The following is a 25,330-nucleotide window of genomic DNA, read 5'->3' as shown; positions in this document are numbered from 1 at the left end:
AATGGCTCGTTGCTTTTTTATGGAGCAAAGAAAGTGACCGGCGCATTCGAAAACACGATATTCGACGACCCCATCCTGAACGTTATCCACCTTCTAAATTCCATCGCCCAAGAAAACCCCCAGGCCATTTCACTGGCTTCCGGTCGACCCGATGATCAGCAGTGCGACCCGGCGCTCATCGACAAGGGCCTGGCCCACTACAAACATCATGTCGCCGGCACCGAGCAATCGCTGGCGACGCTGCTTTGCCAATATGGAAAAACCTCCGGGATCATCAATGAAACGATCGCCACCTATTTGCAGGTGGATGAGGGGATAACCGTCTCCAATCCTGAAAGCATCGTGGTGTGCCTGGGGTTTCAGGAAGCCTGCGCCTTGACGCTCCTGTCCATCCTTGAAGGCGGTGGGGTGTTGTTGGTGCCTGACCCGGTGTTTTCCGGGATCACCGGCATCGCAAAACTGCTGGGCATAAAGATCGTCCCAGTCCCCATGGCGGCTTTTCTCGACCCGATCGCCCTGCGCAAGATCGTTGAAGCACTTGAGTCCAGAGGAGAAAAAATCAAAGCACTTTATGCCGTTCCAGACTTCAGCAATCCGACCGCCGACAGCCTTTCCTATCACGCCAGGACAGCCATGCTTGCCTTGGCCAGGGAAAAGGGCTTTTTCATCCTTGAAGACACGGCCTACCGCTACTTCAGGTACGAAGGCGCTGCCATTGCGTCCATGAAGTCCATCGACAGCAGTCGGGTGTTCTTGCTCGGTTCTTTTGCCAAATCGATTTTTCCGGGCTTGCGCATGGGTTATGTGGTCGCTCCGCAGGGCCCAGGCGTCATGTCGTTCAACACAAGGTTGTGCAAGGCCAAAAGCCTGATCACCGTTAACACTCCAGCCCTGTGCCAAGCGGTCGTCGCCGGCGTGCTGATCGAGAACGACTACTCGCTGAAGGGGCTGAACCGGCCCAGGGTGTTGTCCTATACGAACAAAAGGAACCACATGCTTGAATGCCTTGAACGTGAATTTCCGCTCAAGGCCGGCGTTCAAAGATCGGTCAGTTGGAATCACCCGACAGGCGGCTTCTTTATCAACGTGCAGCTGCCTTTCGTCTTTGGCGAAGCTGAAATGCGCGAATGCGCCCAGCAGTTCAAAGTGATCGTCTTCCCGACCACTTTATTTTCGCTGACGAATGAGGCGGCTAACCAAGTCAGGCTTTCATTCAGCAATGCCACCGCCTCAGACGTCACCCAGGCCATAAGTCGATTCAGGGCGTATGTTGAGTCCAGGCGGCAGTAGGACCAATGCCGATCAGTTAAGCGAAATAAAGCCAGGCAGTAACCCTGTGGCGAGGGAGCTTGCTCCCGCTGGGTCGCGAAGCGGCCCTGTTTTTGGGGCTGCTACGCAGCCCAGCGGGAGCAAGCTCCCTCGCCACGGTTTGTGTGTTTGCCCGTGCTATCCACTTAATTGACAGGCATTAGGCAGTAGGACCTCTATTCATGCATCGCTTTCGATCAGGTTGCCGTAACCAGCATGACACCCGTGGCGACCTGATAGGCCCCCAGAACAGCGATGATCGTCCCTGAAAAATAGTTGATCAGCCGTAGCTTCGATTCGGCAATCCGTGCCTTGAAAATGGAGGAGAACCCGCTTAACCCCAGCCACCAGGCCGCCGAGCCCAGGAATATACCGGTCACCATCGGTAACAAGGCGTGCTGGCCGCCTTGGCCGCCGGCCATGCCATCGCTCAACGCGGCAAATATCGCGATAAACGACAAGATGGTCATGGGGTTCGACAGGGTCAGGAACAGCGTTGTCGAGTAGGCTTTGAACATATCGGCCCGCTCACCCGCCATGGCGGTCGCGCCGCCTTTCGCACGTATTGTCTGATAGCCGATATAGGCGAGGAACAGCCCGCCGAAGATGCACAACCAAGGTTTAAAGCTGATCAGCGTCGCGATGATGGCCGTGACCCCCAGGGCCCCGATGAATCCATAGATCGAATCGGCGGTGGCCGCCCCCAATCCCGTCGCGAAACCAGCCCTCCATCCCTGCATCAGGCTTCTTTGTATGCACAACAACCCAATGGGTCCCACCGGGGCTGCAATACATAGCCCAATGACCATCGATTTAATAAAAACCAGCATAAGTGCACCTCCAGAATGGGTACTGGAAGGTTAGGAGAAGTGCTTTTTTTTAGGAATGAACTATTAATCTTCCTTAAGGTTTTCCCTTAAGTTTTGCATGAAGTCATTTCGTTTCACCTTCATTTTTAAGGTAAAACGCCACCCGTCTCCTCAGCCAACGAAAATCGCTCGTTGTAGGCATAAGAGCGCTGGACGGCCTTTTTACGGGCATAAAAAAACGCCGCTCATATGAGCGGCGTTTTTTTGAATTTGGAGCGGGAAACGAGACTCGAACTCGCGACCCCGACCTTGGCAAGGTCGTGCTCTACCAACTGAGCTATTCCCGCAAATGGCGTCCCCTAGGGGACTCGAACCCCTGTTACCGCCGTGAAAGGGCGGTGTCCTAGGCCACTAGACGAAGGGGACACACTAACTGAAACACATGGTGTGTATTTCAGTGCCCAAATCCGCATCCGAAGATGTCGGCTCTGGCTTCACTCAGCCCTGCCCGAAAGCAACGCTGTTTAAATTGGAGCGGGAAACGAGACTCGAACTCGCGACCCCGACCTTGGCAAGGTCGTGCTCTACCAACTGAGCTATTCCCGCATTGGCGTCCCCTAGGGGACTCGAACCCCTGTTACCGCCGTGAAAGGGCGGTGTCCTAGGCCACTAGACGAAGGGGACACACGTACAACATTCACTGCTTAGAGCGTTTGGCTGAGTGCTTTACGCTGTAAGTGGCGCGCATTCTATGGATGGATTGAAGGGTCGTCAACCCCCAGATATAAATTTATTTAAATCAATGACTTCGCCCGGTTTGAGGGGGCGATCCGCGCATTTCCCTCGTCCGGTCTCTGACGCCTATATTCTGTCGCCCGCCGAGACGCTATAGTCGCGCCCGGCAAATGATGGCAATGTGCTCCTACCCGGTTATGCTTCCTACAAACAGCACGACGCCCGTCTAATCGCGTTGCTCGGGCCTATGCGCTTAAAAGCCAAGCCACTACACTCATGACATGCGTACCCTAATAAAGAGGTCTTACCGGTGACACCACTCATGATCACCCTGCTCGTCGTAGCCGGGATCGCCCTGTTGATCGCCATTGGCTACATGAACCACGTGGTGGAAAACAACAAGCTGGAAAAGGCCCGCACCAAGGTAGAACTCAACGACCGCATGCGTCGCTGTGGCGAGCTCACCGAAACCTTTCCCGGGCAGTTGATGACCCCTGCCCTGAAGCTGTTGATGACCCGCCTCGAGATGAACGTCTGCCAGCGCTTGCTGAACCTGGAGAAAACCAATTCCACGGTCAAGGCACGCCTGGACGAATTGAGCGCACTGGCCGCCCAAGGTGAATCGATCCCGGTGAACAATCCGCCGGCACCGATCCAGACCGAAGCCAAGGCCAAGGACGTACGTTTTCTGCTCGAGGCGTTGCACGGCCAGATTACCCGCGCCGCCCAGGACGGTTTCCTGCCGCCCAACGAAGCCAAGCGCTGGATCCGCGAAGTGCGGCACATCCTGGTGCTGCTGCACATCGAGTTCTTCAACAATCTCGGCCAGCAGGCGTTGCAGCAGGAACAACCCGGGCAAGCCCGCCTGGCCTTCGAGCGCGGCGTGCAGTACTTGCGCAAGCAACAGGAACCCCAGGTCTACGCCGAACAACTGGCCTACCTGGAGAAACTCCTGGCCCGCGCCAATGCCCAGGTCCTGGCCAGCACCCAGCCGGTCGAGGGCGAGGTCAACCAGTTGACTGAGGGCTTGAAGGACGACGAAATAAACGACGAGTGGAAAAAGAAGAAGGTCTACGACTGAGATTAAGGGCCGAAGCGAGTTCCCTTGTGGCGAGGGAGCTTGCTCCCGCTGGGCCGGCCCGACATTTCGGGCGCAACGGTCCTTGAGCGGTGGGTGCTTCGCACCCAAACGGGAGCAAGCTCCCTCGCCACAGGTATCGCTGACGAGCCGCCACCGGCTTACAACCTGAAATGCCCCACCATTCCCTTCAACTCAACCCCCAACTGCGCCAGCTCGATGCTGGATGCGGCATTGCCGCGCATCGCCAGGGAGGATTGATCGGCGCTGGCGCGAATACTGGTCACGCTGCGATTGATCTCTTCAGCCACCGAGCTCTGTTGCTCGGCCGCCGCGGCGATCTGTTGGTTCATCTGCTGGATCAACGACACCGCCGCCGCAATGCTGCCCAAGGCGCTCTCGGTCTGCAGTGCGTCGCTGACCGCCATCTTCACCAGCTCGCCGCTGCTCTGGATCTGCTGAACGGAGGCCTGGGCCGCTGAACGCAAGGCGCTCACCAGCCGTTCGATCTCCTCGGTGGACTGTTGCGTGCGCCTGGCCAGGGCCCGCACTTCATCGGCCACGACCGCGAAGCCCCTGCCCTGTTCCCCGGCGCGGGCCGCCTCGATAGCGGCATTGAGCGCCAGCAGGTTGGTTTGCTCGGCCACGCTCTTGATGACTTCCAGCACCGTGCCGATGTTCTGGATCTCGGCGCTGAGGCTTTCGATGCTGGAACTGGCCGACGTCGCCGAATCGGCCAGTTGTTCGATGCGCACCATGCTCTGGCGCACCACCTGCTGGCCGCTTTCGACCTTGTCGTCGGCCGTCTGGGCCGCTTGCGCCGCTTCTTCGGCATTGCGCGCCACATCGTGCACGGTGGCGGTCATCTGGTTCATGGCCGTGGCGACCTGCTCGGTTTCCTCTTTCTGGCTGCTGACTTCCAGGTTGGTCTGCTCGGTCACCGCCGACAGTGACTGCGCCGAATTGGCCAATTGCTCGATCCCGGCCTGCAAACCGCTGACGATACTGCTCAGCCCTGCACCCATCTGTTGCATGGCCAGCATCAACTGGCCAATCTCGTCCCGGCGCGTCACTTCGACCGTGGCGCTCAAGTCACCCGCCGCAATCTGCTGGGCAACGCGAATGACGCTGCGCAGCGGCGTCACGATCAGCCGGGTGATGACCCACGCCGCGATCAACCCCACCAGCAACGCCAAGGCCGACGAACCGACGATCAGCAGCGAGTTCTTCTTCAATTCTGCCTGCATGGCCTGGTCTTCGGCACTGAAGGCCTGGTCGACCCGCGCCACCACCTGGTCGGCCCGCTCGTGCAGTTGCTGGTAGACGATTTTTTCCTTCGCCAGCAGCCCGGTGTACTCGGCCAGTTGCTGGTTGAAGCCGGCGATGTGCCCGGCCACTTCGTTCAGCACGGTCTGGTAACCCGGGTCCTTGACCGTGGTCTTGAGCGCTTCGGCCTGTTTCATCGCCTGCTCGGCCTGTTCAATGCTGCCTTCCCCGGCGCCCTCGACATTGCCTTTGCGGCTCTGGTCCAGGCGGACCCGCGCTTCATTCATGGCCTGCAACATCAACCGCGACACTTCGCTGATCTGGTTGGCCTGCTCGATGAATTCGGCACCCTCCTTGCCTTCGGAGTCTTTCAAGGTATAGGTACCGTCATCCGCCAGCCCGGCCTGCAACACATCAAGGTTGTTGGCCACGCTGGACACCGACCAACTGGCCATTTCCAGTGCCAGGTCCTTGCTCTGGCTCAATCCGACAAACTCGTCGAACGCCTTGCGGTACGCGCCCAGCGCCTGCTCGACGTCATTCATCACCGGCACATTGGCAGCCGACTGTGCCTTGAGCTCGTTCGCCAGGGCCACAAGCCCGTCGACCCCCTGGCGCAGGGCATCGGCCGTCTTGGGGTCGGAGCGCGAGGCGTACTCCTGCTCCAGCAGCCGGACCTTGAGCAACCCGCTGTTGAGGGACGACATCTGTTTCAGGCCACCGAAACGATGGCTGATGGTTTGCAGGGACCAGACGCCAATGGCCGCGACCACAGCGGTCAACAGCAGCACCAGGACAAATCCGATACCCAGTTTTTTTGCCATACCCAAGTTGGCAAAACGTCCTTGCACGGCCGAAATCATTGCGCCCAGTCCTCTGCCAGTGTGTGTTGATTGCAGATTCGCAACGAGACGCCCTGCAACACAAGATGCTGGCGTCGGAATAATGGCAAAAAGCTACAGCTTCGTCGTTTTCAGGACACTTGAGGTCGATCCAGCGTTGCGGCCCGGAAAAAAACCAGCGCCCGGGGATCACGGGCATAGGCCACGTTGATCCGTAGCCAGTCGCTGTCAGCGCCCGAAGGACTGAAGGCCGTAGACGAAGACAGCAGCACACCGAAGCGCCTGGCCAGACGCTGTAATCCAGCGTAGTCGCTGATTGGCGGTTTCGCCCAGATGAAAAGCCCTCCGGTGGGTTTTCCAAACACCTCCCAGTCGGCGTCCTCCAATACCTGCAACAGCGCCGCCGTATCGACGCCCAGGCGTTGCCGCTGGCGCTGGACCAGCTTGCGATAGGCCCCGTTGGCCAGGAGATTGGCAAGCACCGACTCACAGAACCGCGACACACCCATGCTGGTAATGCCCTTGACCTCGCTCAGACGCGCAATGATGGACGGCGCGGCCACCACAAAACCGACGCGTAACGAACTGCTCAGGGTCTTCGAGAAACTGCCCACGTAGACCACGTCGGCATCCAGCGCCGCCAGCCGGGTCCGCGCCGAGTTCTGGAAGTCACCATAGGCATCGTCTTCGATCACCAGCACGGCGTGTTGCTTCGTCAATTGCAGCAACCGTTGGGCCACGGCCGGGGCCAGGCTGGTGCCGGTCGGATTGTGGCAGGCGCTGTTGACGAACAGCGCACTGGGCCGGTGTTTCGCCAACAAGTCTTGCAGCACATCGACGTCCGGGCCGCGCGGGGTCCTGGGCAGTTCGAGCATTTCGATCTTGTGCAACCGGAGCAGGTCAAACAGGTTTGAATAGCCTGGGCTCTCCACTATCACGCAAGCGCCTGGCTGCAACAGTGTCCGCACGATCAGGTCCAGCCCCTGGGTCGCCCCAGCGGTGGTCAGGATCGAGTCTTTATCAGCCTCGATATTGAATTGCTTCAGGCGCCTGGACAGTTGCTCGCGCAAGGCGGGCAGCCCCAACGGCGTGCTGTAGTTGAACAACCCCGCCATATCGGTGCGGGTGACCTGACGGATCGCATAGCCCAGGTCATCGCTTTCACGCCAGCTCTCGGGCAACCCGCCACACCCCAATTGCAACGCCCATTGCGGGGTTTCACCGGCTCCAGCGAGCGTGTCCTGCTGGCGACTCGGGTCGGTGGACACGACCCCGGGCACAGGGGATGGTGCGACAAAAAAACTGGAACCATGCCGGGACGCCAGCAGGCCTTGGGCAACCAGGCGCTCACACGCTTCATTGACGCTGGACTGGCTGAGCAGGTTCTGCCGCGCCAGTTGGCGCACGGACGGCAGGCGAGTCCCTGGTTGCACCGCATCCTGTCGGATCCATCCGGTCAGCGCGTCGACGATTTGCTGCACGACAGGCACCAAGGCCTGCCGGTCGATTCTCAACTCCATGAGTAACCAAGCTCCTAAGCGTTTGTTTTATTTCCGGAAACAGTTAAGCACAGGCCACCCCCGAGCGATGTACGACAAAGTCGCCAAAACCGCTGATTCTCACTCTTTGAAACACATTGATAGACCGTTCCCCCCCCCAAAGAAAAAGCCCGCAACCAGTGCGGGCTTCGTCCTACAAGCCAAGGGAAGCGTCCTCAGAACGCCGTGACCCCACCGTCCACCGCCAGGGAGTGGCCGGTGGTGAACGCCGCGCCGTCGCTGCACAGGTACAGCACGGCGCTGGCGATTTCCTCGACTTTGCCGATACGCCCCACCGGGTGCATGGCATTGGCGAACTCGCCTTTTTTCGGGTCTGCCTCATAGGCCCGACGGAACATGTCGGTGTCGATCACCGCCGGACAGACCGCGTTCACGCGGATCTTTTTCTTGGCGTATTCGATGGCGGCCGATTTGGTCAAGCCGATCACGGCGTGCTTGGAGGCGGCATAGATGCTCATTTTCGGCGCTGCGCCCAGGCCGGCCACCGAGGCCGTGTTGACGATAGCGCCGCCGCCCTGGGCCAGCAGCAAAGGCAACTGGTACTTCATGCACAACCAGACGCCCTTCACATTGACCCCCATGATCGCGTCGAACTCATCGAGGGTACCGTCGGCCAACTTGCCCTTCTCGATCTCGATCCCGGCGTTGTTGAAGGCATAGTCAAGGCGACCGTAGGTCCTGATCACCTCATCCATCAGGTGCCGCACCTCATTTTCCAGCGTGACATTGCAGCGCACGAACACCGCGTCGCCGCCCGCATCACGAATCGACTGCACGGTGCCCTCGCCGCCCGCTATGTCCAGGTCGGCCACCACGACTTTCAGGCCCTCTGCCGCAAAGGCCTGAGCGGTAGCGCGGCCAATGCCAGCGGCGGCGCCCGTGACCACGGCGACCTGTCCGGAAAACGTCATGCTCATTGTCAGTTCCTCGAAGAATGCGGGAGATGACGCCAGTCTAGCCACAGGTCCCGAGAGCACGGCAGCACTATCCAACTGCCGGTTGAGCATTCATGGGCGCCAGTGATAAGGCCCCTGGGCGAACTATCACTCTGTTGGATCGAACTGCATTCGCTGTATCGGCAAAGCTTGCGGCAAATGCTTCGAAGGTCTATCAACAAGACTTCATTCATCTTGAGTGCCAACCATGACCGCCCAGACCAATCGCCAGTTCCTGCTCGCCAAACGCCCGGTAGGCGCCGCGACCCGCGAGACGTTCACCTATCAGCAAGTCCCGGTGGGCGAACCGGCAGCCGGCCAGATCCTGGTGAAGAATGAATACCTGTCCCTGGACCCGGCCATGCGCGGGTGGATGAACGAGGGCAAATCCTATATCCCGCCGGTCGGCATCGGTGAAGTGATGCGAGCATTGGGCGTCGGCCAGGTGATTGCCTCGAACAACCCGGGGTTCGCGGTCGGGGACTACGTCAACGGAGCCTTGGGTGTGCAGGATTATTTCCTCGGCGAGCCAAGAGGCTTCTACAAAGTCGATCCGAAACTGGCACCGCTGCCCCGCTACCTGTCCGCCCTGGGTATGACCGGCATGACCGCCTACTTCGCCCTGCTGGACGTCGGCGCGCCCAAGGCCGGCGAGACCGTGGTGCTGTCGGGGGCCGCCGGTGCGGTAGGCAGCATTGCCGGGCAGATTGCCAAGCTCAAGGGCTGTCGCGTGGTGGGCATTGCCGGCGGCGCCGACAAATGCAAATTCCTGGTGGATGAACTGGGCTTCGACGGCGCCATCGACTACAAGAACGAAGACGTCCATGCCGGCCTCAAGCGCGATTGCCCCAAAGGCGTGGACGTGTATTTCGATAACGTCGGGGGCGACATCCTCGATGCCGTGCTCAGCCGCCTGAACCTCAAGGCCCGCGTGGTGATCTGCGGCGCCATCAGCCAGTACAACAACAAGGAAGCGGTGAAAGGCCCCGCCAATTACCTGTCACTGCTGGTCAACCGGGCACGCATGGAAGGTTTCGTGGTCATGGACTACGCCTCGCAGTTCGCTGCCGCCGGGCAGGAAATGGCCGGCTGGATGGCCAAGGGGCAGCTCAAGAGCAAGGAAGACATCGTCGAAGGATTGGAGACCTTTCCCGAGACGCTGACCAAGTTGTTCAGCGGGGAGAACTTCGGGAAGCTCGTCCTCAAGGTCTGATACGCATCAGCTGTGGATGCAGGTTAAGGCCTGACACAAAACAACTGTGGGAGCGGGCTTGCTCGCGAATGCGGTGGGTCAGCAGGCCTAAAGGGCGCCTGACACTCCGCATTCGCGAGCAAGCCCGCTCCCACAAGGGCTCTCAGTGTTTGCTCAGGCCAGTTCGGCCACGACCGCCGCCAAGGCCTTGGCCGGATCGGCGGCCTGGCTGATCGGGCGACCGATCACCAGGTAGTCGGAGCCGGCATCCAGCGCCTGGCGCGGGGTCAGGATGCGACGCTGGTCGTCCTGGGCGCTGCCCGCCGGACGAATCCCCGGGGTCACCAATTGCAGCGTCGGGTGAGCCGCTTTCAAGGCGCCGGCTTCCAGGGCCGAACAGACCAGACCGTCCAGGCCGGCCTTCTGCGCCAGCGCCGCCAAGCGCAGCACCTGCTCCTGGGGCTCGATGTCCAGGCCGATCCCGGCCAGGTCCTCGCGCTCCATGCTGGTCAGCACGGTCACGCCGATCAGCAACGGTTTCGGGCCGTTGCGCTGGTCCAGCACTTCACGGCAGGCCGCCATCATGCGCAGGCCACCGGAGCAATGCACGTTGACCATCCACACGCCCATCTCCGCAGCCGCCTTGACGGCCATGGCGGTGGTGTTGGGAATATCGTGGAATTTCAGGTCCAGGAACACTTCGAAACCCTTGTCACGCAGGGTCCCGACAATTTCCGCCGCGCAACTGGTGAACAGTTCCTTGCCGACTTTGACCCGGCAAAGCGTGGGGTCCAACTGGTCGGCCAGCTTCAGGGCGGCGTCACGGGTGGGGAAATCCAGGGCGACGATGATGGGCGTCTGGCAGGCGGACATGAGCGGGCTCTCAGGCAAGTCGAAATCGGCGCGCATTGTAGCGGAACGAGCGCCCGTGCGGGACCCGATGATCGGTAAATCTCACCGCCTCCCCGGGCAATACGGACAATACCGACTTTTGTGTCGAAGCCGATACATATATGACATGCGTACAACACGTCGTCACGCTACCGTCCGCCGCAACCCGCTCTTTCGGCGCTTCACGCGTCGCGGCACGACGCCTATGCTGAAGCCTCAACCTCGCCGCCTTCTTTGTGGTTGGCAGCCAACCTGGCAGATGATGCATCCATGCAGAACACCCCTGTTGCAAATTCTGACGCTCAAGATGACAAGCGCTGGAGCACCCGCGCGCTGATCGTCGATGATGACGTGCCGATCCGCGAACTGCTGATCGATTACCTGGCCCGCTTCAGCATTCGGGCCAGCGGCGTGACCGATGGCGCGGCCATGCGCCAGGCGATGAAGGCCGAGCACTTCGACGTGGTCGTGCTCGACCTGATGCTGCCGGGTGAGGACGGCTTGCAGTTGTGCCGCTGGTTGCGCGCCGAATCGGACATCCCGATCCTGATGCTCACGGCCCGTTGCGAGCCCACCGACCGCATCATCGGCCTGGAACTGGGCGCCGATGACTACATGGCCAAGCCGTTCGAACCCAGGGAACTGGTGGCGCGCATCCAGACCGTCCTGCGCCGGGTGCGCGACGACCGCACCGAGCAGCGGGCCAATATTCGTTTCGACAACTGGCGGCTCAATAGCGTGTTGCGCCAACTGATCTCGGGCGACGGGTTGGTGGTGCCACTGTCCAATGCCGAGTTCCGCCTGTTGTGGGTCTTCATCGAACGACCGCGCCGGGTGCTCAGCCGCGAGCAACTGCTGGATGCGGCCCGTGGTCGCTCCATCGAAGCGTTCGACCGCAGCATCGACTTGCTCGTGTCACGCCTGCGCCAAAAGCTGGGCGACGACCCCAAGGCCCCGCAACTGATCAAGACCGTACGCGGTGAGGGTTATTTGTTCGACGCCAGGGACATCGGTTGATGCGATTGCGCCTGGACTCCTTGTTCGGTCGCCTGTTTGGCGTGCTGCTGCTGGCGATTGTCCTGGCGCATCTGCTGGCCTTTGCCTGGTTTTTCCATTACGACCAACCGCCACCTCCCGGGCCGCCTGGAATGAGCCAGCAAGGTGACGGTCCGCCGCGCTTCGGTCCGCCCTCCAACCGCCGTCCACGCCCCTGGTTCGGCGGCCCGGTGGTGCCGCTGACGTTTCAATTCGTGTGCCTGATCATTGCGGCCTGGTACGGCGCCAAGCTTCTGACCCGACCCATCCAGCGCCTGAGCGATGCCGCCGAGCGCCTGAGCGAAAACCTCGACAGCCCGCCGCTGGAGGAAAACGGCCCTCGTGAGGCACGGCAGGCGGCCCATACGTTCAATCTGATGCAGCAACGGATCCGCGAGCAGGTGCAGCAGCGCTCGCGCATGCTCGGCGCGGTGTCCCATGACCTGCGCACACCGCTTTCGCGGCTCAAGCTGCGCCTGGAGCAGATCGATGACGTCAAGCTGCAAGGCCAGATGCGCCAGGACCTGGACGACATGATCGGCATGCTCGATGCCACCCTGACCTACTTGCACGAACAGCGCACCAGTGAAGCGCTGCAATGGATGGACGTGCAGGCCTTGGCCGAATCATTGAGCGAAAACGCCCAGGACCAGGGCTCGGATGTGCAGGTCAGCGGGACCTGCGCGCCGCTGCAGGTGCAACCGATGGCACTGCGCTCGTGCCTCAACAACCTCATCGACAATGCCCTGCGCTACGCCGGCCATGCCTTGATTACCTTGCAGGACCAGAAACATCTGCTGCTGATCCGAGTCGTCGACCACGGCCCCGGTATTGCCGCGGACAAGCGCGAGGCGGTGTTCGAACCCTTTTTCCGCCTAGAAGGTTCGCGCAATCGCAACTCCGGCGGTGTTGGCCTGGGCATGACCATCGCTCGGGAAGCCACGGAACGCCTGGGCGGGCAGTTGAGCCTGGAGGAGACGCCTGGAGGTGGCTTGACGGCGGTGATCAGCTTGCCTCGCCCATAAGCCCGCTTATCTTCCCTGTGGGAGCGAGCTTGCTCGCGATGAGGCCCCGTCAGCCAACATCGACATTGACTGACATACCGCTATCGCGAGCAAGCTCGCTCCCACAGGGGCGGCGTTGATCTGAAGGCTTTGTGGAGCCTGGGCCAGCATTGATCTGGAGGCTTGTGGAGCCTGATGGGCCAGCATTGATCTGGAGGCTTTGTGGAGCCTGATGGGTCGGCGATCACCCTGTGGCGAGGGAGCTTGCTCCCGCTGGGCTGCGCAGCAGCCCTGAAACCAGGCACTGCGGAGTATCAGGCTGACCGAGGTATTGGTTTGGGGTCGCTTCGCAACCCAGCGGGAGCAAGCTCCCTCGCCACAAGGTACTCGCCACTCAACCTACCGCGCCTGGCTTTTGCTCCAGTCCGTCAACAGGCTGTACGCCACCGCCAGCAGGGTCGGGCCGATGAACAGGCCGATGAAACCGAAGGCGATCAACCCGCCAAACACCCCCAGCAACACAATGACCAAGGGCAAGTTGCCGCCACGGCTGATCAGGTAGGGTTTGAGCACGTTGTCCACGCCGCTGATGATGAACGTGCCCCAGATGCCGAGGAACACCGCCATCCCGTATTCGCCCTTCCACGCCAGCCACGCCGTGGCGGGGATCCAGACCAGGGGTGGGCCCATGGGAATCAGGCTCAGCAGGAACGTGACGATCCCCAGCACCAGTGCTCCCGGCACCCCGGCGATCAGGAAGCCGATCAGCGCCAGCACGGCCTGGGCCGCCGCGGTGCCGATCACGCCGTTGACCACCCGTTGCACCGTACCGGCCACCAGTTCGATGTAGTAACCGGCACGGTCGCCGATCAGACGCTCCAGCAGCCCATGGACGAATACCGCCAGACGCGGGCCGTCGCGATAGAAAAAGAACACGAACACGATGCTCAGGGTCAGTTCGAGGATGCCCCCGCCGATCTGCGCGCTACGTGCCAGCAGCCAGTTGCCGACCTGTCCCAGGTACGGCCTGATGGACACCATCATGGCTGCGCCCTGCTGGTCGATGCTGTTCCAGATGCCAACCAGCCGCCCGCCCACCAGCGGTACGCCGGCCAGCCAGTCGGGCGCTTCCGGCAAGCCATCGACTTGTACGTCCTTGATGAACGCAGTGGCATCGCGCACATGGTCGGCCAGGTTGAAACCCAGCCACACCAGCGGCACCGCTACCAAGAGCATCCAGCCCACCGTCAGCAACGCCGCCGCCAGGGATTCGCGGCCATTGACCCAGCGGGTCAGCAGGCGCATCAACGGCCAACTGGCGAACGCCAGCACCGCGCCCCAGAACAGCGCCGACCAGAACGGCGCCATGACCCAGAGGCTTGCGCCGAACAACACCAGGAGCAGGATCTGCACCAACAGCCGATCGTTATTGAGCATGTAGGGTCTCGAAAAAATGAACAGGACCGAGACAGCGGCGTGAAACCCGCTGCCTCGACACAGCTTAGCGCAGCAGTTCCAGGCGCAATCCCGTCGCTTCGCCGCTGGCGGCCTCCATGCGCGCCGCCCGGACGCCCTGGCCCGCCAATGCCTCACGCCAGTCCTCGGCCCGGGGACCGGCGATACCGACCCGCAGGCCCGTGTCCAGGTTCAGCGCCCGGGACAACAGGCGCAACCAGGTGTCGTCCGGCTCACCGGCAAGACGCGGCAAGTCCAGGACACCGGTGTCCTTGAGCTGGCGCAACAGCGTGGCCGATGTTGGCAGCAAGTCTCCCAGCGCTGCGTTCGCCTCGAACTGCTCGACATGCAGGTAGGCCTTGCGATTGCCGCGGGTGATGGAATAAAGCGCGATCAGCGTGTTGTCCGCCGGCGGCGCCAGGCGCAGCAGCAGGAAGGCCTGGCCGTTGTCGGCGCCATAGAGCTTGGCATTGCCGAAGACGTCGTTGGCCCACAGGCTGCTTTCGCCGCAATCGCGGGCCTGGCACCAGAACAACAGCTCGGCACCCTGTTTCTGCAACGCTTCGCGAGCCGCGGTAAAGGCTTGGGTGGCGGAATGTTCCGGCGGCAGTTCGTAGGTGACCGACGTGACATTCCCACGGGCATCGACCTGGCCGTCAAAGCGCAACTGGCCGCTGATCTTGCGGATCGAGCCCATGGGGTAGACGCGTTCCAGATCGCTGCCTTGCCGGTAATCGACGATTTGGGCATCGGGCATGCGCTGCACGCGTTCCAGGTCGCGACTGCCCGGCACATCGACGGCGAACGACGCCGGGCTGAGGCAGGCCAGCGCCAGCAGGACGAGTGAGTGAACGGATAATTTCATCGGATCGGCTTGGCCTGGGACGCTTGAACGCAACGGGCGTCGTCGATGCACTGCGAAGCTGGCAAACAGAGGTCTGTCATGGTTGTCTCCTTTTCAACCCGCCCAGCCTCGACAGTTGCCCGGCGCAAGTCAAGGAACGGTGAAGAACCGATTGAAACAGTCTGCTACAAGCCCGGCACCGACCTCGTCGTTCAGGTGCAAATGATGGCCGCCGGGCAACTGCTCATGACTGAAGGGTAGACGCTCCAGCAGCTCCGGGTGTTGGCCAAGCATGCCGTCGGCCGCCACCACCAGATGCGCCGGACAAGCGACCCGGGCAACGAACGCCATGGCCTGTTCTTCGGTCAGGCGCAGGGGCGATGGCAGGGTCAGGCGGTTGTCGGTGCGCCAGGTGTACCCCCCCGGCACCGGCATCAGGCCGCGCTGGGCCAGCAACTCGGCAGCCTCACGGCTGACCGCCACCAGCCCCTTCATGCGCGCTTCGATGGCTCGGTCGAGGGTTTTGTAGACCGGCTTGCGTTTTTGCTGCAAATCCAACTGGGCTTGCAGGGCCATGCCCATGCGTTCGGCCGCGTTATCACCTTTGGCGGTCGGAGGAATCACCCCGTCGATCAACCCCAGGTGCGTCACCCGTTCCGGCAGGGAACCGGCCAGCACCAGCGACACGATGGCGCCCATGGAATGCCCCAACAGGGCGAAGCGCCTCAAGCCCAGTTGTTCGGCCACTTGCAGCACATCGTGGGCGTAGTCCCACAAGGCATAGCCGGCACCCGGCGGCCGGTGCCCGGAATGACCGTGGCCGGCCATGTCCAGGGCGATCACCCGCAGCCCTTCGAGCCTGGGCGCCAGGCGGGCGAAGCTGTTGGCGTTGTCCAGCCAACCGTGCAGGGCAATCACCGGCAGCCCGTCTTCCGGGCCGAACAAGTGAGCCGCCAGTTCGATGTGAGGCAGGCTCAGGCGGACCTCTTCGACCACACTCATGCGCTGCGCCCTTCCCAACGCTGGAAGAGGTTCTTGAGCAGGTTCGCCGTGTCTTGAGGACGCTCGAGGGGGAACATGTGACCGCCGGGCATGCTCAGGGATTCGCCATGGAGCATGCGTCCCACCGAACGGGTGTGATGGCGCATCACCACGCGACTCTGCCGGCCGCGCACCACGGCCAATGGCACCTTGAGCTTACGGGGCCGACCCGGGCTGGTGTGCGGCACGCCGCGGTAAATGCTGATTTCCGTGGCCGGGTCGAAGCGCAGCCGCAGCCGGTCGCCGACTTGTTGCAGGCCGTGTTGCAGGTAGGCGTCGAAGCAATCCGGGTCAAAACCGCGAAACAGTGTCTTGCCGGCAAAATACTGCCGGGCCGACGCCAGGTCGGCAAACTCCTCGCGCCGCCCCAGGGTCCGGCCGGCCGGGGTCAGGCGATCAATAAACCCCAGGCGCTTGGCCGCCAGGATGACCCACTGGTCGGTACGAGTCAGCACTGGCGAATCGAGCATGACCACGCCGCGATACAGCTCAGGGCAGCGCAACGCCGCGTGCAGGTGCAGCACGCCGCCCAGGGAGTGGCCGACGCCCCACACTGGCGCCGGCTGCTGTTCCAGGTGATGGATCAGTTCGTCCACCAGGTTGTGCCAGTTGTCGTCGACCGGAAAGCGCGGGTCATGGCCGTGCAATTCCAAATGCGCGACCTGGTACTGCGGCGCCAGCGCGGCGAACAACTTGCCGTAGGTGGCCGAGGGAAACCCATTGGCGTGGGCGAAAAAAATCTGTTGCGACATGACAGCCGATCCATTGGGGAACTGCGGCAGATTGTCCGCAGAACCCGACGGCGCGGCAATGACCGTAACTGACAGGAATGATGACAGTCGGGCTTGGGCTATGGGGTTGTATGAGCGATGAAACTTGTGGCGAGGGAGCTTGCTCCCGCTGGGCCGCGAAGCGGCCCCCAAACCCTCCGCCTGACAAACCGCAGCGCCTGGTCTTGGGCCTGCTGCGCAGTCCAGCGGGAGCAAGCTCCCTCGCCACAAGGGCGTTTCACCCGCCATAAGGGGTTCAACGCGCCGGTGGTTGCTCACCCAGCGGCACCACGGCCATGGTCAGGCGCGACACGCAATTGAGCTTGCCCTCGTCATTGACCAGGCGAATGTCCCAGACCTGGGTGGTACGGCCCAGGTGAACCATCCGGGCCGTGGCCGTTACCCGTCCGCTGCGCACGCCGCGCAGGTGGTTGGCATTGATCTCCAGGCCGACGCAATAGAACTTGCTGGCATCCACACACAGGTAGGCGGCCATGGACCCGACCGTTTCGGCCAGGACCACCGAAGCACCGCCATGCAACAGGCCGAACGGCTGGTGGGTACGCTGATCGACCACCATGCTGGCGGTCAGGGACTCGTCGTCGAACGACTCGAAACGGATATCCAGCACTTCGCTGATGGTGTTTTTACCGGCGGCGTTCAGTTGCTCGATGTTGGGGGTGGTGCGCCACAGACTCATCGCTGCCCTTCCTTTTTAGTTTTATTACATTCAATCCTGCACAGCACGGTGGGAGCAAGGCTTGCCCGCGATGCAGACGCTGGGGTGGATCAGGTATTACAGGCGCTTGAGACTCATCGCCCCGGCCAGCGGCATATCGCCTTCCAGCTCGGCCAGCCCAGCCGTTTGCACTTGCTCGGGCTGTTGCAGGTGGCCGTGCTGCAGGAGGCCCAGCAGGCTGCCCACCAACGGGTTATGGCTGACCAGCAGCACGTCGTCCTGATCCTTCAGATGCCGCAACACATCGGCCGGCCGGGTCTCCGGCGTGAGCCAGTCGACGGTGATCAGTTCAGGTTCAAAGCCCAGTGCTTCGCGCACCAGTTGCGCGGTCTGTTGGGCACGCACATAAGGGCTGGCATAGATGGCTCGCAATGGCTCACCCATCAACCGGCCGGCACTGAGCAACACTTCCTCGCGGCCATGCACCGTCAAGACCCGCTCTGGATCGGGACGCACACCATGGGGCTCTGCCTCTCCGTGACGTAATACCCACAGTTTCATAGCTTCGGCTCCTCGTCCCGGACCGGATGCGGCGCCGGCGCCACGGCGTGAGGCGCTTCACCTTCCGGCGTGCGTGGGGTCGGCCAGTCCGCGAACGGCCAGGGCTTCTGGTCGCTGTGGAAGGTGCCGAAACGGCCGATCTGCGCCAGGAACTGGCTCAGGCTGTCACCGAAATTCATCAGGCTCGCGCTGGGCGCGCCGTAGATCAGCCTATAGATCAATTGCACCAGCACCACGGCGCCGAGGATGAATTGCGCCACCTGCCAGACCAGCAGGTAAACCACCATCCACAGCACACGCAGCAGGATGGATTCGTATTGGGGTTGCCCTTGCGGATCGTTCATGGCTCGCTCCTGCTTGCTTCAATAGCGGTTCAGTTGAAACCGCTGGTGGAAATGAAATCAACGTCGGTCTTCGGTTCACCACGCATCAACAGCTCGATCACCTGTTCCAGCGTGCGCCCTTCAAACAGGATCGCGTGCAGCCCGGCGACCAGCGGCATGTACACCCCCGCCTCCTGGGACTTGGCCTTGAGCACCTTGAGGGTATTGACCCCTTCGGCCACTTCACCCAGGCGCGACACAGCCTCATCAAGGCTCAAGCCTTGGCCGAGGGCAAAGCCGACCTGATAGTTGCGACTCTTGGGCGAGGAACAGGTGACGATCAGGTCGCCCACCCCGGCCAATCCCAGGAAGGTCATCGGGTTGGCGCCTTGGCTGACGGCGAAGCGGGTCATTTCCGCCAGCGCGCGGGTGATCAGCATGCTCTTGGTGTTCTCGCCCATGTCCAGCGCCACCGCCATGCCGGCGATGATGGCATAGACGTTCTTCAGTGCACCGCCCAACTCCACTCCAAAACGGTCAGCACTGGCGTAGACCCGAAAGGTGCGGCCATGGAGTGCGGCCTGGACCTGTTGGCACAATTGCTCATCCTCACTGGCGACCACCGTGGCGGTCAGCGCGTGCTCGGCGATTTCCCGCGCCAGGTTCGGACCGGAAATCACACCGATCCGCGCCTTGGGGGCGATTTCTTCGAGAATTTCGCTCATCAGCTTGAAGGTCTGGGCTTCGATGCCCTTGGTCAGGCTCACCAACAGTTTGCCGCTCAGGCGCCCGGCATGGGGTGCCAACACCGAACGCAAGGCGCTGGACGGCAAGGCGACGAAGAACAGGTCGCTACCCTCCAGGGTGGCCTGCAAGTCAGTCACCGGCACCACTTCCGGGCGGATCTTGATGCCCTTGAGGTAACGTGGGTTCTCGCGGTTGACCCGGATGGCCTCGGCCTGTTCCGGGTCACGCATCCACTGGCGCACCGGGTGGCCATTCTCGGCCAGCAGGTTAGCCACGGCGGTACCGAAACTCCCGCCCCCCAGGACCGCAATCGGGCGCTGTTCAGTCATATGCAATCCGTTCATCCATACCAAGTGGCAATGCGGGGCATTATACGGAGCGGCCGGATGGCGACCAGCCCCGGCAACAATTACCGCCAGCTGTAGGAAGCTGACCACCAATTCCTAGGAAAATGCTGTCAACGTGAATGGAAAAGTCGTTCAGCTCAGTTAACATGCCCGTCATCCGTCCATTCTCATAGGCTGTGCCGTGTCCGTTGGCCCTTCCCGTTCAGGTTCGTCCCTGCTCTTGGCGCTGATCATCAGCCCGCCAGTGCTGGCCGACGACTTGTTCGTGGACAGCCAGCCCCTGCCCCAGGTACTGACGGCCACGCGCCTGAAGCAATCGCCGGCGGCGGTGCCAGGCAGCATGACCGTGCTCGACAGCGAGCTGATCAAGGCCAGCGGCGCCCGGGACATCAGCGAATTGCTGCGCCTGGTACCGGGCATGATGGTCGGCAACATCACCGGCAACCAGGCCGCCGTGAACTACCACGGCACCAACGCCAGCGAAGCGCGACGCATGCAAGTGCTGATCGACGGCCGCTCGGTGTACCGCGCCGGCCTGGCCACCGTGGACTGGAGCGATATTCCGGTGGCCATGGAAGACATCGAGCGGATCGAAGTCTTCCGCGGCCCCAACACCGTCAGCTATGGCGCCAACGCGCTGATGGCGGTGGTCAACATCATCACCCGCGTCCCGGCCGACAGCCATGGCACCCGGTTGAAAATCACCCGGGGCCAGCGTGGCATCAGTGACTGGTACGCCAGCCAGGGCAGCGGCTGGGAAGGCGGCGACCTGCGGTTGTCGCTGTCCGGCCAGGAGGACGATGGCTTTGACAGCGACCGCAACGGCGCCGACTACCGCGACAGCCGCCGCCTGAATCGCTTCAATCTGTCCGTCAGCCAGACCCTGGACGAACGGCAGAGCATCGACTGGCAATTGAACGCCAAGGACGGGACCAACCAGCGACCTTATACCTACCGTCCCGTGTTCGCCGGGATTACCGCCGCTGGGGATAATTCCGACGTCATCGCCAAGGACTATGCCGGCTCACTGCGCTGGAACCTGGACCTGGATCCCAACCACAGCCTTTATGTACAAGGCTCGATCCAGCACTGGGATCGCCAACAGACCTGGCGCGCCTGTGACGCCGAGGTGTCTTTCAGCCCGCAACTGACCGACCTGTGGCAGCTCAACCCCAACTATGCCGAGAAGCTGGCGCGCAATATCCCCAGCTATACCAGCATCGGCGCGCCACCCGGCACGCCACAGGAACAGGCGTTGGCCAACCAGGTGCTCGACCAGTGGCGCAACGGCGCCTCGCGGACCCTGTGCGGCGATATCGACCAGAGCGCCCGGGAATCGCGCTACGACCTGGAGATCCAGGACACCCTGAGCCTGTCCGACAGCCTGCGACTGGTCACCGGCGCCAATTATCGCTACGACCGGGCCGACTCGGAGACGTACTTCAACGGCACCCTGGACGACACCACCTGGCGCCTGTTCGGCCAGCTCGAATGGCGAGCTACCGAGCATTGGCTATTGCAGGGTGGCGCGATGTTCGAGGACACCCGCCTGACCGGCAGCTCGCTGACCCCACGGGTCGCGGTCAACTACCTGATCACCCCGCGCCACGGCCTGCGGGCGGTGTACTCCGAAGCCGTGCGCTCGCCGGACATGTTCGAGAACAACGTCAACTGGAGCTACCAGGTCACCAACCTGCAGCCTGCCGCCTTCGGCCAGAACAGTGCCCGTTATTTCGTCCGGACCCGCGGCCCGGGCAACCTGGAGCAAGAGCACATGCGCTCTCGGGAACTGGGCTACAACGGTTATTTCGTGGACGTGGGACTGGCGGTCGACGTGAAGCTGTTCCATGACGAAATCACCGGCATGATCAGCGAGCCGCTGCGCAACAATCAGTACATCGCCAGCAATGCCAATGAATCGCAGTTCTCCGGGGTCGAGACCCAGTTCGACTGGCGCATGACCAGCGCCGACCGTCTGCGCCTGACCTATGCCTATGTCGACGCCCAGGCCAGCAACCCCCTCGACGAACAACTGACCGCCCGCAACAGCGGTTCGGCCGGCTGGCTACGGGATTGGGGCCAAGGCTGGAACAGTGCGCTGTTCTACTACGCCGCCGACGACCTCAACGGTTATCGCTTCGAACGGGTCGACACCCGCGTCGCCCGGCGCATTCCCCTGGGCAAGGCCAGCCTGGAACTGGCGGGCGTGCTGCAACAGCGCCTGGACAACCAGCCCATGACCTTCGTCGACAACCGCTACGACTCCCGCCATGTGGTGTACTTCAGCGCGGAGCTATCGTTCTAGATGTCCCGGCGCCGCCCCCGCAAGACGCCATTTCATGGCCGCCTGACGCTGGCCCTGTGCCTGGTGTTTGCCGGCTGGCTGGCAACCCTCCAGGCCCGGGCCGCCGAGATACTGTTGACCGGCGCCGAGGACAGCCCCGGCGTACAGTCTTTCACCCAGGCCCTGAAAACCCTGCGCCCCGAAGACAGCGTACGTTTTACGCCACTGGTCAACCTGCCGACGCCGGACAAGCTGCCGGACACTGTGCGCCTGATCCTGCTTGACTTGCCCAGCCTGGAGTGGCGCCTGCAAGACGCGCGGGGCCCGGCCACCCTGGTCCTGCGCATCAGCCGCCAGCAAGCCCGCGACCGCCTGGGCGACGCCACGCCCGCGCACCTGAGCCTGCTGTGGAGCGATCCACCGATGGCGCGCCAATTGCGGCTGATCCGCACCATCCTGCCGCAAGTGCGACGGGTCGGGGTGCTTTACGACGCCCACAGCGAATTCCTGCTCAAGGACCTCCGACAGGCCGCGGCACCGCTGGGCCTGGTCATCGTCAGCGAACGTTGGGACGACACCAGCGACAGCCGTCCCCTGCAAAACCTGCTGGGCCAAAGCGATGTGCTGCTGGGCCTGGATGACCCCGACTTGTACAACCCCAAGACCGTGAAGAACCTGTTGCTCAGCAGCTATGCCCGGCAACGCGCGCTGATCGGGCCCAGCGCCGCATTCGTCAAGGCCGGCAGCCTGGCCAGCACCTACAGCGACCAACAAGACTGGCTGGCGATCCTCGACGAGCTGCTTGACCGCCCCGCCACGACCTGGCCGCGCACGCTGTATCCGGACCGCTTCAAAGTCCTGGGCAACCGGCAGGTCTCCCGCTCGCTGGGGATCGAACCGATTGACGCCGAATCCGTCGCGGCAACGTTGGCCGAAGGAGAACACCGCCCATGACCTTGCGTCGCCGTTGGGACATCAACACCCGCACCCAGCTCATCGCCCTCGGCCCGGCGTTACTGCTGACCTTGCTGCTGATCACTTTCTTTACCTTCGTGCGGATCCAGGACTTGCGCCAGGAGCTCAATCACACCGGGCAACTGATCGCCAACCAACTGGCCCCCGCCACGGAATACGGCGTGATTTCCGGCAACAAAGAGGTGCTTGAAAGCCTGCTCACCGCAACCCTGGCGACCCCACACGTGCGCTTCCTGGAAGTCCAGGACAGCGCCGACAAGGTCCTGGTGTATGTCGAACAACCCGAGCAGGTCCACAGCCGTGCCCAGCAGATCGACGTCTTCCAGGCCCCGGTGCGCCTGCAGCGCATTGCCCTGAACAATGATTTCCTGCAGGGCAACAGCACCGCCATGGAGGCGTCCGGCGAAGATTACCTGGGCCGCGTGATCGTCGGCATGTCCAGCGACGCCTTCAGCCAGCGGCAACAGGAAATCCTGTTCAAGGCCGCGATCCTGGCGTTGTTCGCCCTGCTGTTCACCTTCCTGGTGGCACGTCGGCTGGCGACCAGCCTGTCCCGGCCGATCCGCGACATCGGCAACGCGGTCAAGGCTATCCAGCAAGGCGACTACAGTACCCCGCTGCCCATCGTCGATGACACCGAACTGGGGGCCTTGTCGCGGCACATCAACAACCTGGCCGACGGCCTGGAACAAGCCAGCCGCGAACAGCAGCAGGCCATGGCACAGCTGATCAAGACCCGCGAAGAAGCGGAAAAAGCCAACAGCGCCAAGTCCGAGTTCCTGGCGATGATGAGCCATGAACTGCGCACGCCCATGAACGGCGTACTGGGCATGTTGCAGCTGCTGGAAACCACCCGCATGACCGACGAGCAGCACGAGTACACGGCGCTGGCTTCGGAATCCACCGAACACCTGTTGAAGGTGATCAACGACATCCTCGACTTCTCGCGCATCGAGCGTTCGGCCCTGGAACTGGAGCACATCCCGTTCAACCTGGCCGAACTGGTGGGCAGTTGCGCGCAGTCTTTCCAGCACAGCGCCGCGCAGCGCAAGCTGGGCCTGGACCTGCGGGTCCCGGACGACATGCAGGCCTTGCAGGTCCAGGGCGATCCGACGCGGATCCGGCAGATCCTGGTGAACCTGATCGGCAACGCGCTGAAATTCACCGAGCAAGGCCGTGTCACCGTGCAATGCCAGTGGCAGGCCCTGGACCACGAACTGCTGTGGTTCACCTGCACGGTGCGCGACAGTGGCATCGGCATCCCCGCCGAGAGCCTGGAGCGCATGTTCGATGCCTTCCAGCAGGCCGACAATTCGATTTCCCGGCGCTACGGCGGCACAGGCCTGGGCCTGCCGATCGCCCGCACCCTGGCCGAACGCATGGGCGGGACGCTGCGGGCCCAGAGCGAAGAAGGCCAAGGCTCGGTGTTCACTCTCGAGATCCCGCTGGCCCTGTCGCGCCAGACACCAGCGACCCTGGTGCCGCGCCTGCCTATCGGCAGCGGCGATGGCGAAGGCCGCAACGTGTTGCTGGTGGAAGACAATCCGGTCAACCAGACGGTGGTCGAAGCCATGCTGCGCAGCCTGGGTTTCACCGTCAGCATCGCCACCGATGGCGCCCAGGCCGTACGCAGCGCCGAGAGCCTGATTTTCGAAGCGATCCTCATGGATTGCCGGTTGCCCATCATCGATGGCTACGAAGCCACGCGGCAGATCCGCCAGTTGCCGGGTTGCGACCAGGTGCCGATCATCGCCCTGACGGCCAACGCCTTGCAGGGCGACCGCGAAGCCTGCCTCGCGGCGGGCATGAACGATTACCTGGCCAAGCCGTTCAAAAGGAACGAACTGCAACAGATTCTGCAGCGCTGGGTGAATTAGAACAGCTCGCCAGACCATCTGTGACTGGCGTGAAAGGCGAAAGTGCGGCAGTCTTAGGCACCCGAACGAGCCTCGATTGGGGCTTGAATAAAAATTTCAGTGCACAGGTGTACATTCATTTCCCGTGTGCTGTGACTTTCACTACAACGCAATAGTCTATGAGTAGGCTGTCGATTCGAGGCATGAACGCTTCGATCGGCCGGGAAGATTTGCCCCACCCTGCCGCATGGGACTATTGAGGAGCTCGCATGACCAAACAAAACGCCTTTACCCGGGAAGATCTGCTGCGCTGCAGTCGCGGTGAGCTGTTCGGCCCAGGTAACGCGCAACTGCCCGCCCCGAACATGCTGATGGTGGATCGCATCACCCATATCAGCGAAGAGGGTGGCAAGTACGGCAAAGGTGAATTGGTCGCCGAGCTGGATATCACTCCGGACCTGTGGTTCTTCGCCTGCCACTTCGAAGGCGATCCGGTAATGCCGGGCTGCCTGGGCCTGGACGCCATGTGGCAACTGGTCGGTTTTTTCCTCGGCTGGCAAGGCCTGCCAGGTCGCGGTCGCGCCCTGGGTTCGGGCGAAGTGAAGTTCTTTGGTCAGGTCCTGCCGACCGCCAAGAAAATCACCTATAACATTCATATCAAACGCGTCCTCAAGGGCAAGCTGAACATGGCCATTGCCGATGGTTCGGTTGCCGTGGACGGTCGCGAGATCTACACCGCCGAAGGCCTCCGGGTCGGCGTTTTCACCTCCACTGACAACTTCTAAGGGTTATCC

The 25,330-nt window shown here is 62.1% G+C and carries 22 protein-coding genes, 4 tRNA genes and 1 pseudogene; 9 read left to right on the top strand and 18 right to left on the bottom strand.

Annotated elements, in window-relative coordinates:
- Nucleotides 1-33 precede the first annotated feature (33 nt).
- The gene (locus tag J3P88_RS08790; RefSeq protein ID WP_434574711.1) at nucleotides 34-1,290 is read left to right on the top strand and encodes a PLP-dependent aminotransferase family protein; all 1,257 of its coding nucleotides are present in this window, start codon (nucleotides 34-36) and stop codon (nucleotides 1,288-1,290) included.
- A 215-nt stretch (nucleotides 1,291-1,505) separates the two neighbouring features.
- Here the strand turns inward: J3P88_RS08790 and J3P88_RS08785 are convergent, their stop codons facing one another.
- The 5 genes from J3P88_RS08785 to J3P88_RS08765 form a co-directional block, all read right to left on the bottom strand.
- Nucleotides 1,506-2,138 carry a LysE family translocator gene (locus J3P88_RS08785; protein ID WP_434574709.1) on the bottom strand — a complete coding sequence of 211 codons (633 nt, stop codon included), beginning with the start codon at nucleotides 2,136-2,138 and terminating at the stop codon, nucleotides 1,506-1,508.
- A gap of 250 nt (nucleotides 2,139-2,388) precedes the next feature.
- Nucleotides 2,389-2,464 (bottom strand) — tRNA-Gly (locus J3P88_RS08780).
- 3 nt (nucleotides 2,465-2,467) lie between these two features.
- Nucleotides 2,468-2,543, bottom strand: a tRNA-Glu gene (locus J3P88_RS08775).
- A 104-nt stretch (nucleotides 2,544-2,647) separates the two neighbouring features.
- Nucleotides 2,648-2,723 (bottom strand) — tRNA-Gly (locus J3P88_RS08770).
- Between the two features lie 2 nt (nucleotides 2,724-2,725).
- A tRNA-Glu gene (locus J3P88_RS08765) sits at nucleotides 2,726-2,801 on the bottom strand.
- A 373-nt stretch (nucleotides 2,802-3,174) separates the two neighbouring features.
- On the opposite strand from J3P88_RS08765, the gene J3P88_RS08760 reads away from it, so the two are divergent.
- Complete coding sequence (locus tag J3P88_RS08760; protein WP_186708088.1) at nucleotides 3,175-3,933, top strand: hypothetical protein; 759 nt, start codon at nucleotides 3,175-3,177, stop codon at nucleotides 3,931-3,933.
- Between the two features lie 158 nt (nucleotides 3,934-4,091).
- On the opposite strand, the gene J3P88_RS08755 is transcribed toward J3P88_RS08760, so the two are convergent.
- From J3P88_RS08755 to J3P88_RS08740, 4 genes and pseudogenes are all read right to left on the bottom strand, one after another.
- A complete protein-coding gene (locus tag J3P88_RS08755) occupies nucleotides 4,092-4,796 on the bottom strand; it encodes a methyl-accepting chemotaxis protein (protein WP_434576387.1) in 705 nt (234 codons plus the stop codon).
- A 204-nt stretch (nucleotides 4,797-5,000) separates the two neighbouring features.
- Nucleotides 5,001-5,177 (bottom strand): annotated as a pseudogene (locus J3P88_RS08750) (HAMP domain-containing protein); the annotation flags it as partial.
- Nucleotides 5,178-6,169: 992 nt separating this feature from the next.
- Nucleotides 6,170-7,558 carry a PLP-dependent aminotransferase family protein gene (locus J3P88_RS08745; RefSeq protein ID WP_434574707.1) on the bottom strand — a complete coding sequence of 463 codons (1,389 nt, stop codon included), beginning with the start codon at nucleotides 7,556-7,558 and terminating at the stop codon, nucleotides 6,170-6,172.
- A 194-nt stretch (nucleotides 7,559-7,752) separates the two neighbouring features.
- Nucleotides 7,753-8,514: an SDR family oxidoreductase gene (locus J3P88_RS08740; protein ID WP_434574705.1), complete on the bottom strand. Its 762-nt coding sequence runs from the start codon at nucleotides 8,512-8,514 to the stop codon at nucleotides 7,753-7,755.
- Nucleotides 8,515-8,740: 226 nt separating this feature from the next.
- On the opposite strand from J3P88_RS08740, the gene J3P88_RS08735 reads away from it, so the two are divergent.
- Entirely contained in the window at nucleotides 8,741-9,745 is a 1,005-nt protein-coding gene (locus J3P88_RS08735; protein ID WP_434574703.1) for an NADP-dependent oxidoreductase, read from the top strand.
- A gap of 153 nt (nucleotides 9,746-9,898) precedes the next feature.
- Here the strand turns inward: J3P88_RS08735 and pyrF are convergent, their stop codons facing one another.
- Nucleotides 9,899-10,597: an orotidine-5'-phosphate decarboxylase gene (gene pyrF, locus J3P88_RS08730; RefSeq protein WP_434574701.1), complete on the bottom strand. Its 699-nt coding sequence runs from the start codon at nucleotides 10,595-10,597 to the stop codon at nucleotides 9,899-9,901.
- 288 nt (nucleotides 10,598-10,885) lie between these two features.
- Here pyrF and J3P88_RS08725 point away from each other — a divergent pair, with 288 nt between their 5' ends.
- Nucleotides 10,886-11,632, top strand: a complete 747-nt coding sequence (locus J3P88_RS08725) for a response regulator (protein ID WP_186708100.1) — start codon at nucleotides 10,886-10,888, stop codon at nucleotides 11,630-11,632.
- Nucleotides 11,632-12,675: a sensor histidine kinase gene (locus tag J3P88_RS08720; protein WP_434574699.1), complete on the top strand. Its 1,044-nt coding sequence runs from the start codon at nucleotides 11,632-11,634 to the stop codon at nucleotides 12,673-12,675. Before J3P88_RS08725 ends, J3P88_RS08720 begins: the two co-directional genes overlap by 1 nt.
- 378 nt (nucleotides 12,676-13,053) lie before the next feature.
- On the opposite strand, the gene J3P88_RS08715 is transcribed toward J3P88_RS08720, so the two are convergent.
- From J3P88_RS08715 to J3P88_RS08680, 8 genes are all read right to left on the bottom strand, one after another.
- A complete protein-coding gene (locus J3P88_RS08715) occupies nucleotides 13,054-14,091 on the bottom strand; it encodes an AI-2E family transporter (protein ID WP_434574698.1) in 1,038 nt (345 codons plus the stop codon).
- Nucleotides 14,092-14,155: 64 nt separating this feature from the next.
- Nucleotides 14,156-14,974, bottom strand: coding sequence for a DUF4892 domain-containing protein (locus J3P88_RS08710; protein ID WP_434574697.1), 819 nt, complete (start codon nucleotides 14,972-14,974; stop codon nucleotides 14,156-14,158).
- Nucleotides 14,975-15,103: 129 nt separating this feature from the next.
- Nucleotides 15,104-15,955 carry an alpha/beta hydrolase gene (locus J3P88_RS08705; RefSeq protein ID WP_434574696.1) on the bottom strand — a complete coding sequence of 284 codons (852 nt, stop codon included), beginning with the start codon at nucleotides 15,953-15,955 and terminating at the stop codon, nucleotides 15,104-15,106.
- Nucleotides 15,952-16,746: an alpha/beta fold hydrolase gene (locus J3P88_RS08700; protein ID WP_057451981.1), complete on the bottom strand. Its 795-nt coding sequence runs from the start codon at nucleotides 16,744-16,746 to the stop codon at nucleotides 15,952-15,954. Before J3P88_RS08700 ends, J3P88_RS08705 begins: the two co-directional genes overlap by 4 nt.
- A gap of 274 nt (nucleotides 16,747-17,020) precedes the next feature.
- Nucleotides 17,021-17,464, bottom strand: a complete 444-nt coding sequence (locus tag J3P88_RS08695; protein ID WP_186708110.1) for a hotdog fold thioesterase — start codon at nucleotides 17,462-17,464, stop codon at nucleotides 17,021-17,023.
- Between the two features lie 96 nt (nucleotides 17,465-17,560).
- The gene (sixA, locus tag J3P88_RS08690; protein ID WP_186708112.1) at nucleotides 17,561-18,004 is read right to left on the bottom strand and encodes a phosphohistidine phosphatase SixA; all 444 of its coding nucleotides are present in this window, start codon (nucleotides 18,002-18,004) and stop codon (nucleotides 17,561-17,563) included.
- The gene (locus J3P88_RS08685; RefSeq protein WP_053123936.1) at nucleotides 18,001-18,348 is read right to left on the bottom strand and encodes a DUF4389 domain-containing protein; all 348 of its coding nucleotides are present in this window, start codon (nucleotides 18,346-18,348) and stop codon (nucleotides 18,001-18,003) included. Before J3P88_RS08685 ends, sixA begins: the two co-directional genes overlap by 4 nt.
- Nucleotides 18,349-18,377: 29 nt before the next feature.
- Entirely contained in the window at nucleotides 18,378-19,403 is a 1,026-nt protein-coding gene (locus J3P88_RS08680) for an NAD(P)H-dependent glycerol-3-phosphate dehydrogenase (RefSeq protein WP_434574693.1), read from the bottom strand.
- Between the two features lie 199 nt (nucleotides 19,404-19,602).
- Between J3P88_RS08680 and J3P88_RS08675 the strand changes: the two genes are divergently transcribed.
- The 4 genes from J3P88_RS08675 (at nucleotide 19,603) to fabA (ending at nucleotide 25,321) form a co-directional block, all read left to right on the top strand.
- Nucleotides 19,603-21,726, top strand: a complete 2,124-nt coding sequence (locus tag J3P88_RS08675; protein ID WP_434574691.1) for a TonB-dependent receptor plug domain-containing protein — start codon at nucleotides 19,603-19,605, stop codon at nucleotides 21,724-21,726.
- The gene (locus J3P88_RS08670) at nucleotides 21,727-22,659 is read left to right on the top strand and encodes an ABC transporter substrate-binding protein (protein WP_434574689.1); all 933 of its coding nucleotides are present in this window, start codon (nucleotides 21,727-21,729) and stop codon (nucleotides 22,657-22,659) included.
- On the top strand, nucleotides 22,656-24,557 hold the full coding sequence (locus J3P88_RS08665) for an ATP-binding protein (RefSeq protein ID WP_434574688.1): 1,902 nt from the start codon (nucleotides 22,656-22,658) through the stop codon (nucleotides 24,555-24,557). Before J3P88_RS08670 ends, J3P88_RS08665 begins: the two co-directional genes overlap by 4 nt.
- A 248-nt stretch (nucleotides 24,558-24,805) precedes the next feature.
- Nucleotides 24,806-25,321 carry a 3-hydroxyacyl-[acyl-carrier-protein] dehydratase FabA gene (gene fabA / locus J3P88_RS08660; protein WP_003204400.1) on the top strand — a complete coding sequence of 172 codons (516 nt, stop codon included), beginning with the start codon at nucleotides 24,806-24,808 and terminating at the stop codon, nucleotides 25,319-25,321.
- The last annotated feature ends 9 nt before the right edge of the window (nucleotides 25,322-25,330 follow it).

Source organism: Pseudomonas sp. Z3-6, assembly GCF_051131985.1.
GTDB lineage: Bacteria > Pseudomonadota > Gammaproteobacteria > Pseudomonadales > Pseudomonadaceae > Aquipseudomonas > Aquipseudomonas zanjanensis.
This window is presented reverse-complemented; position numbering and strand designations above follow the sequence as displayed.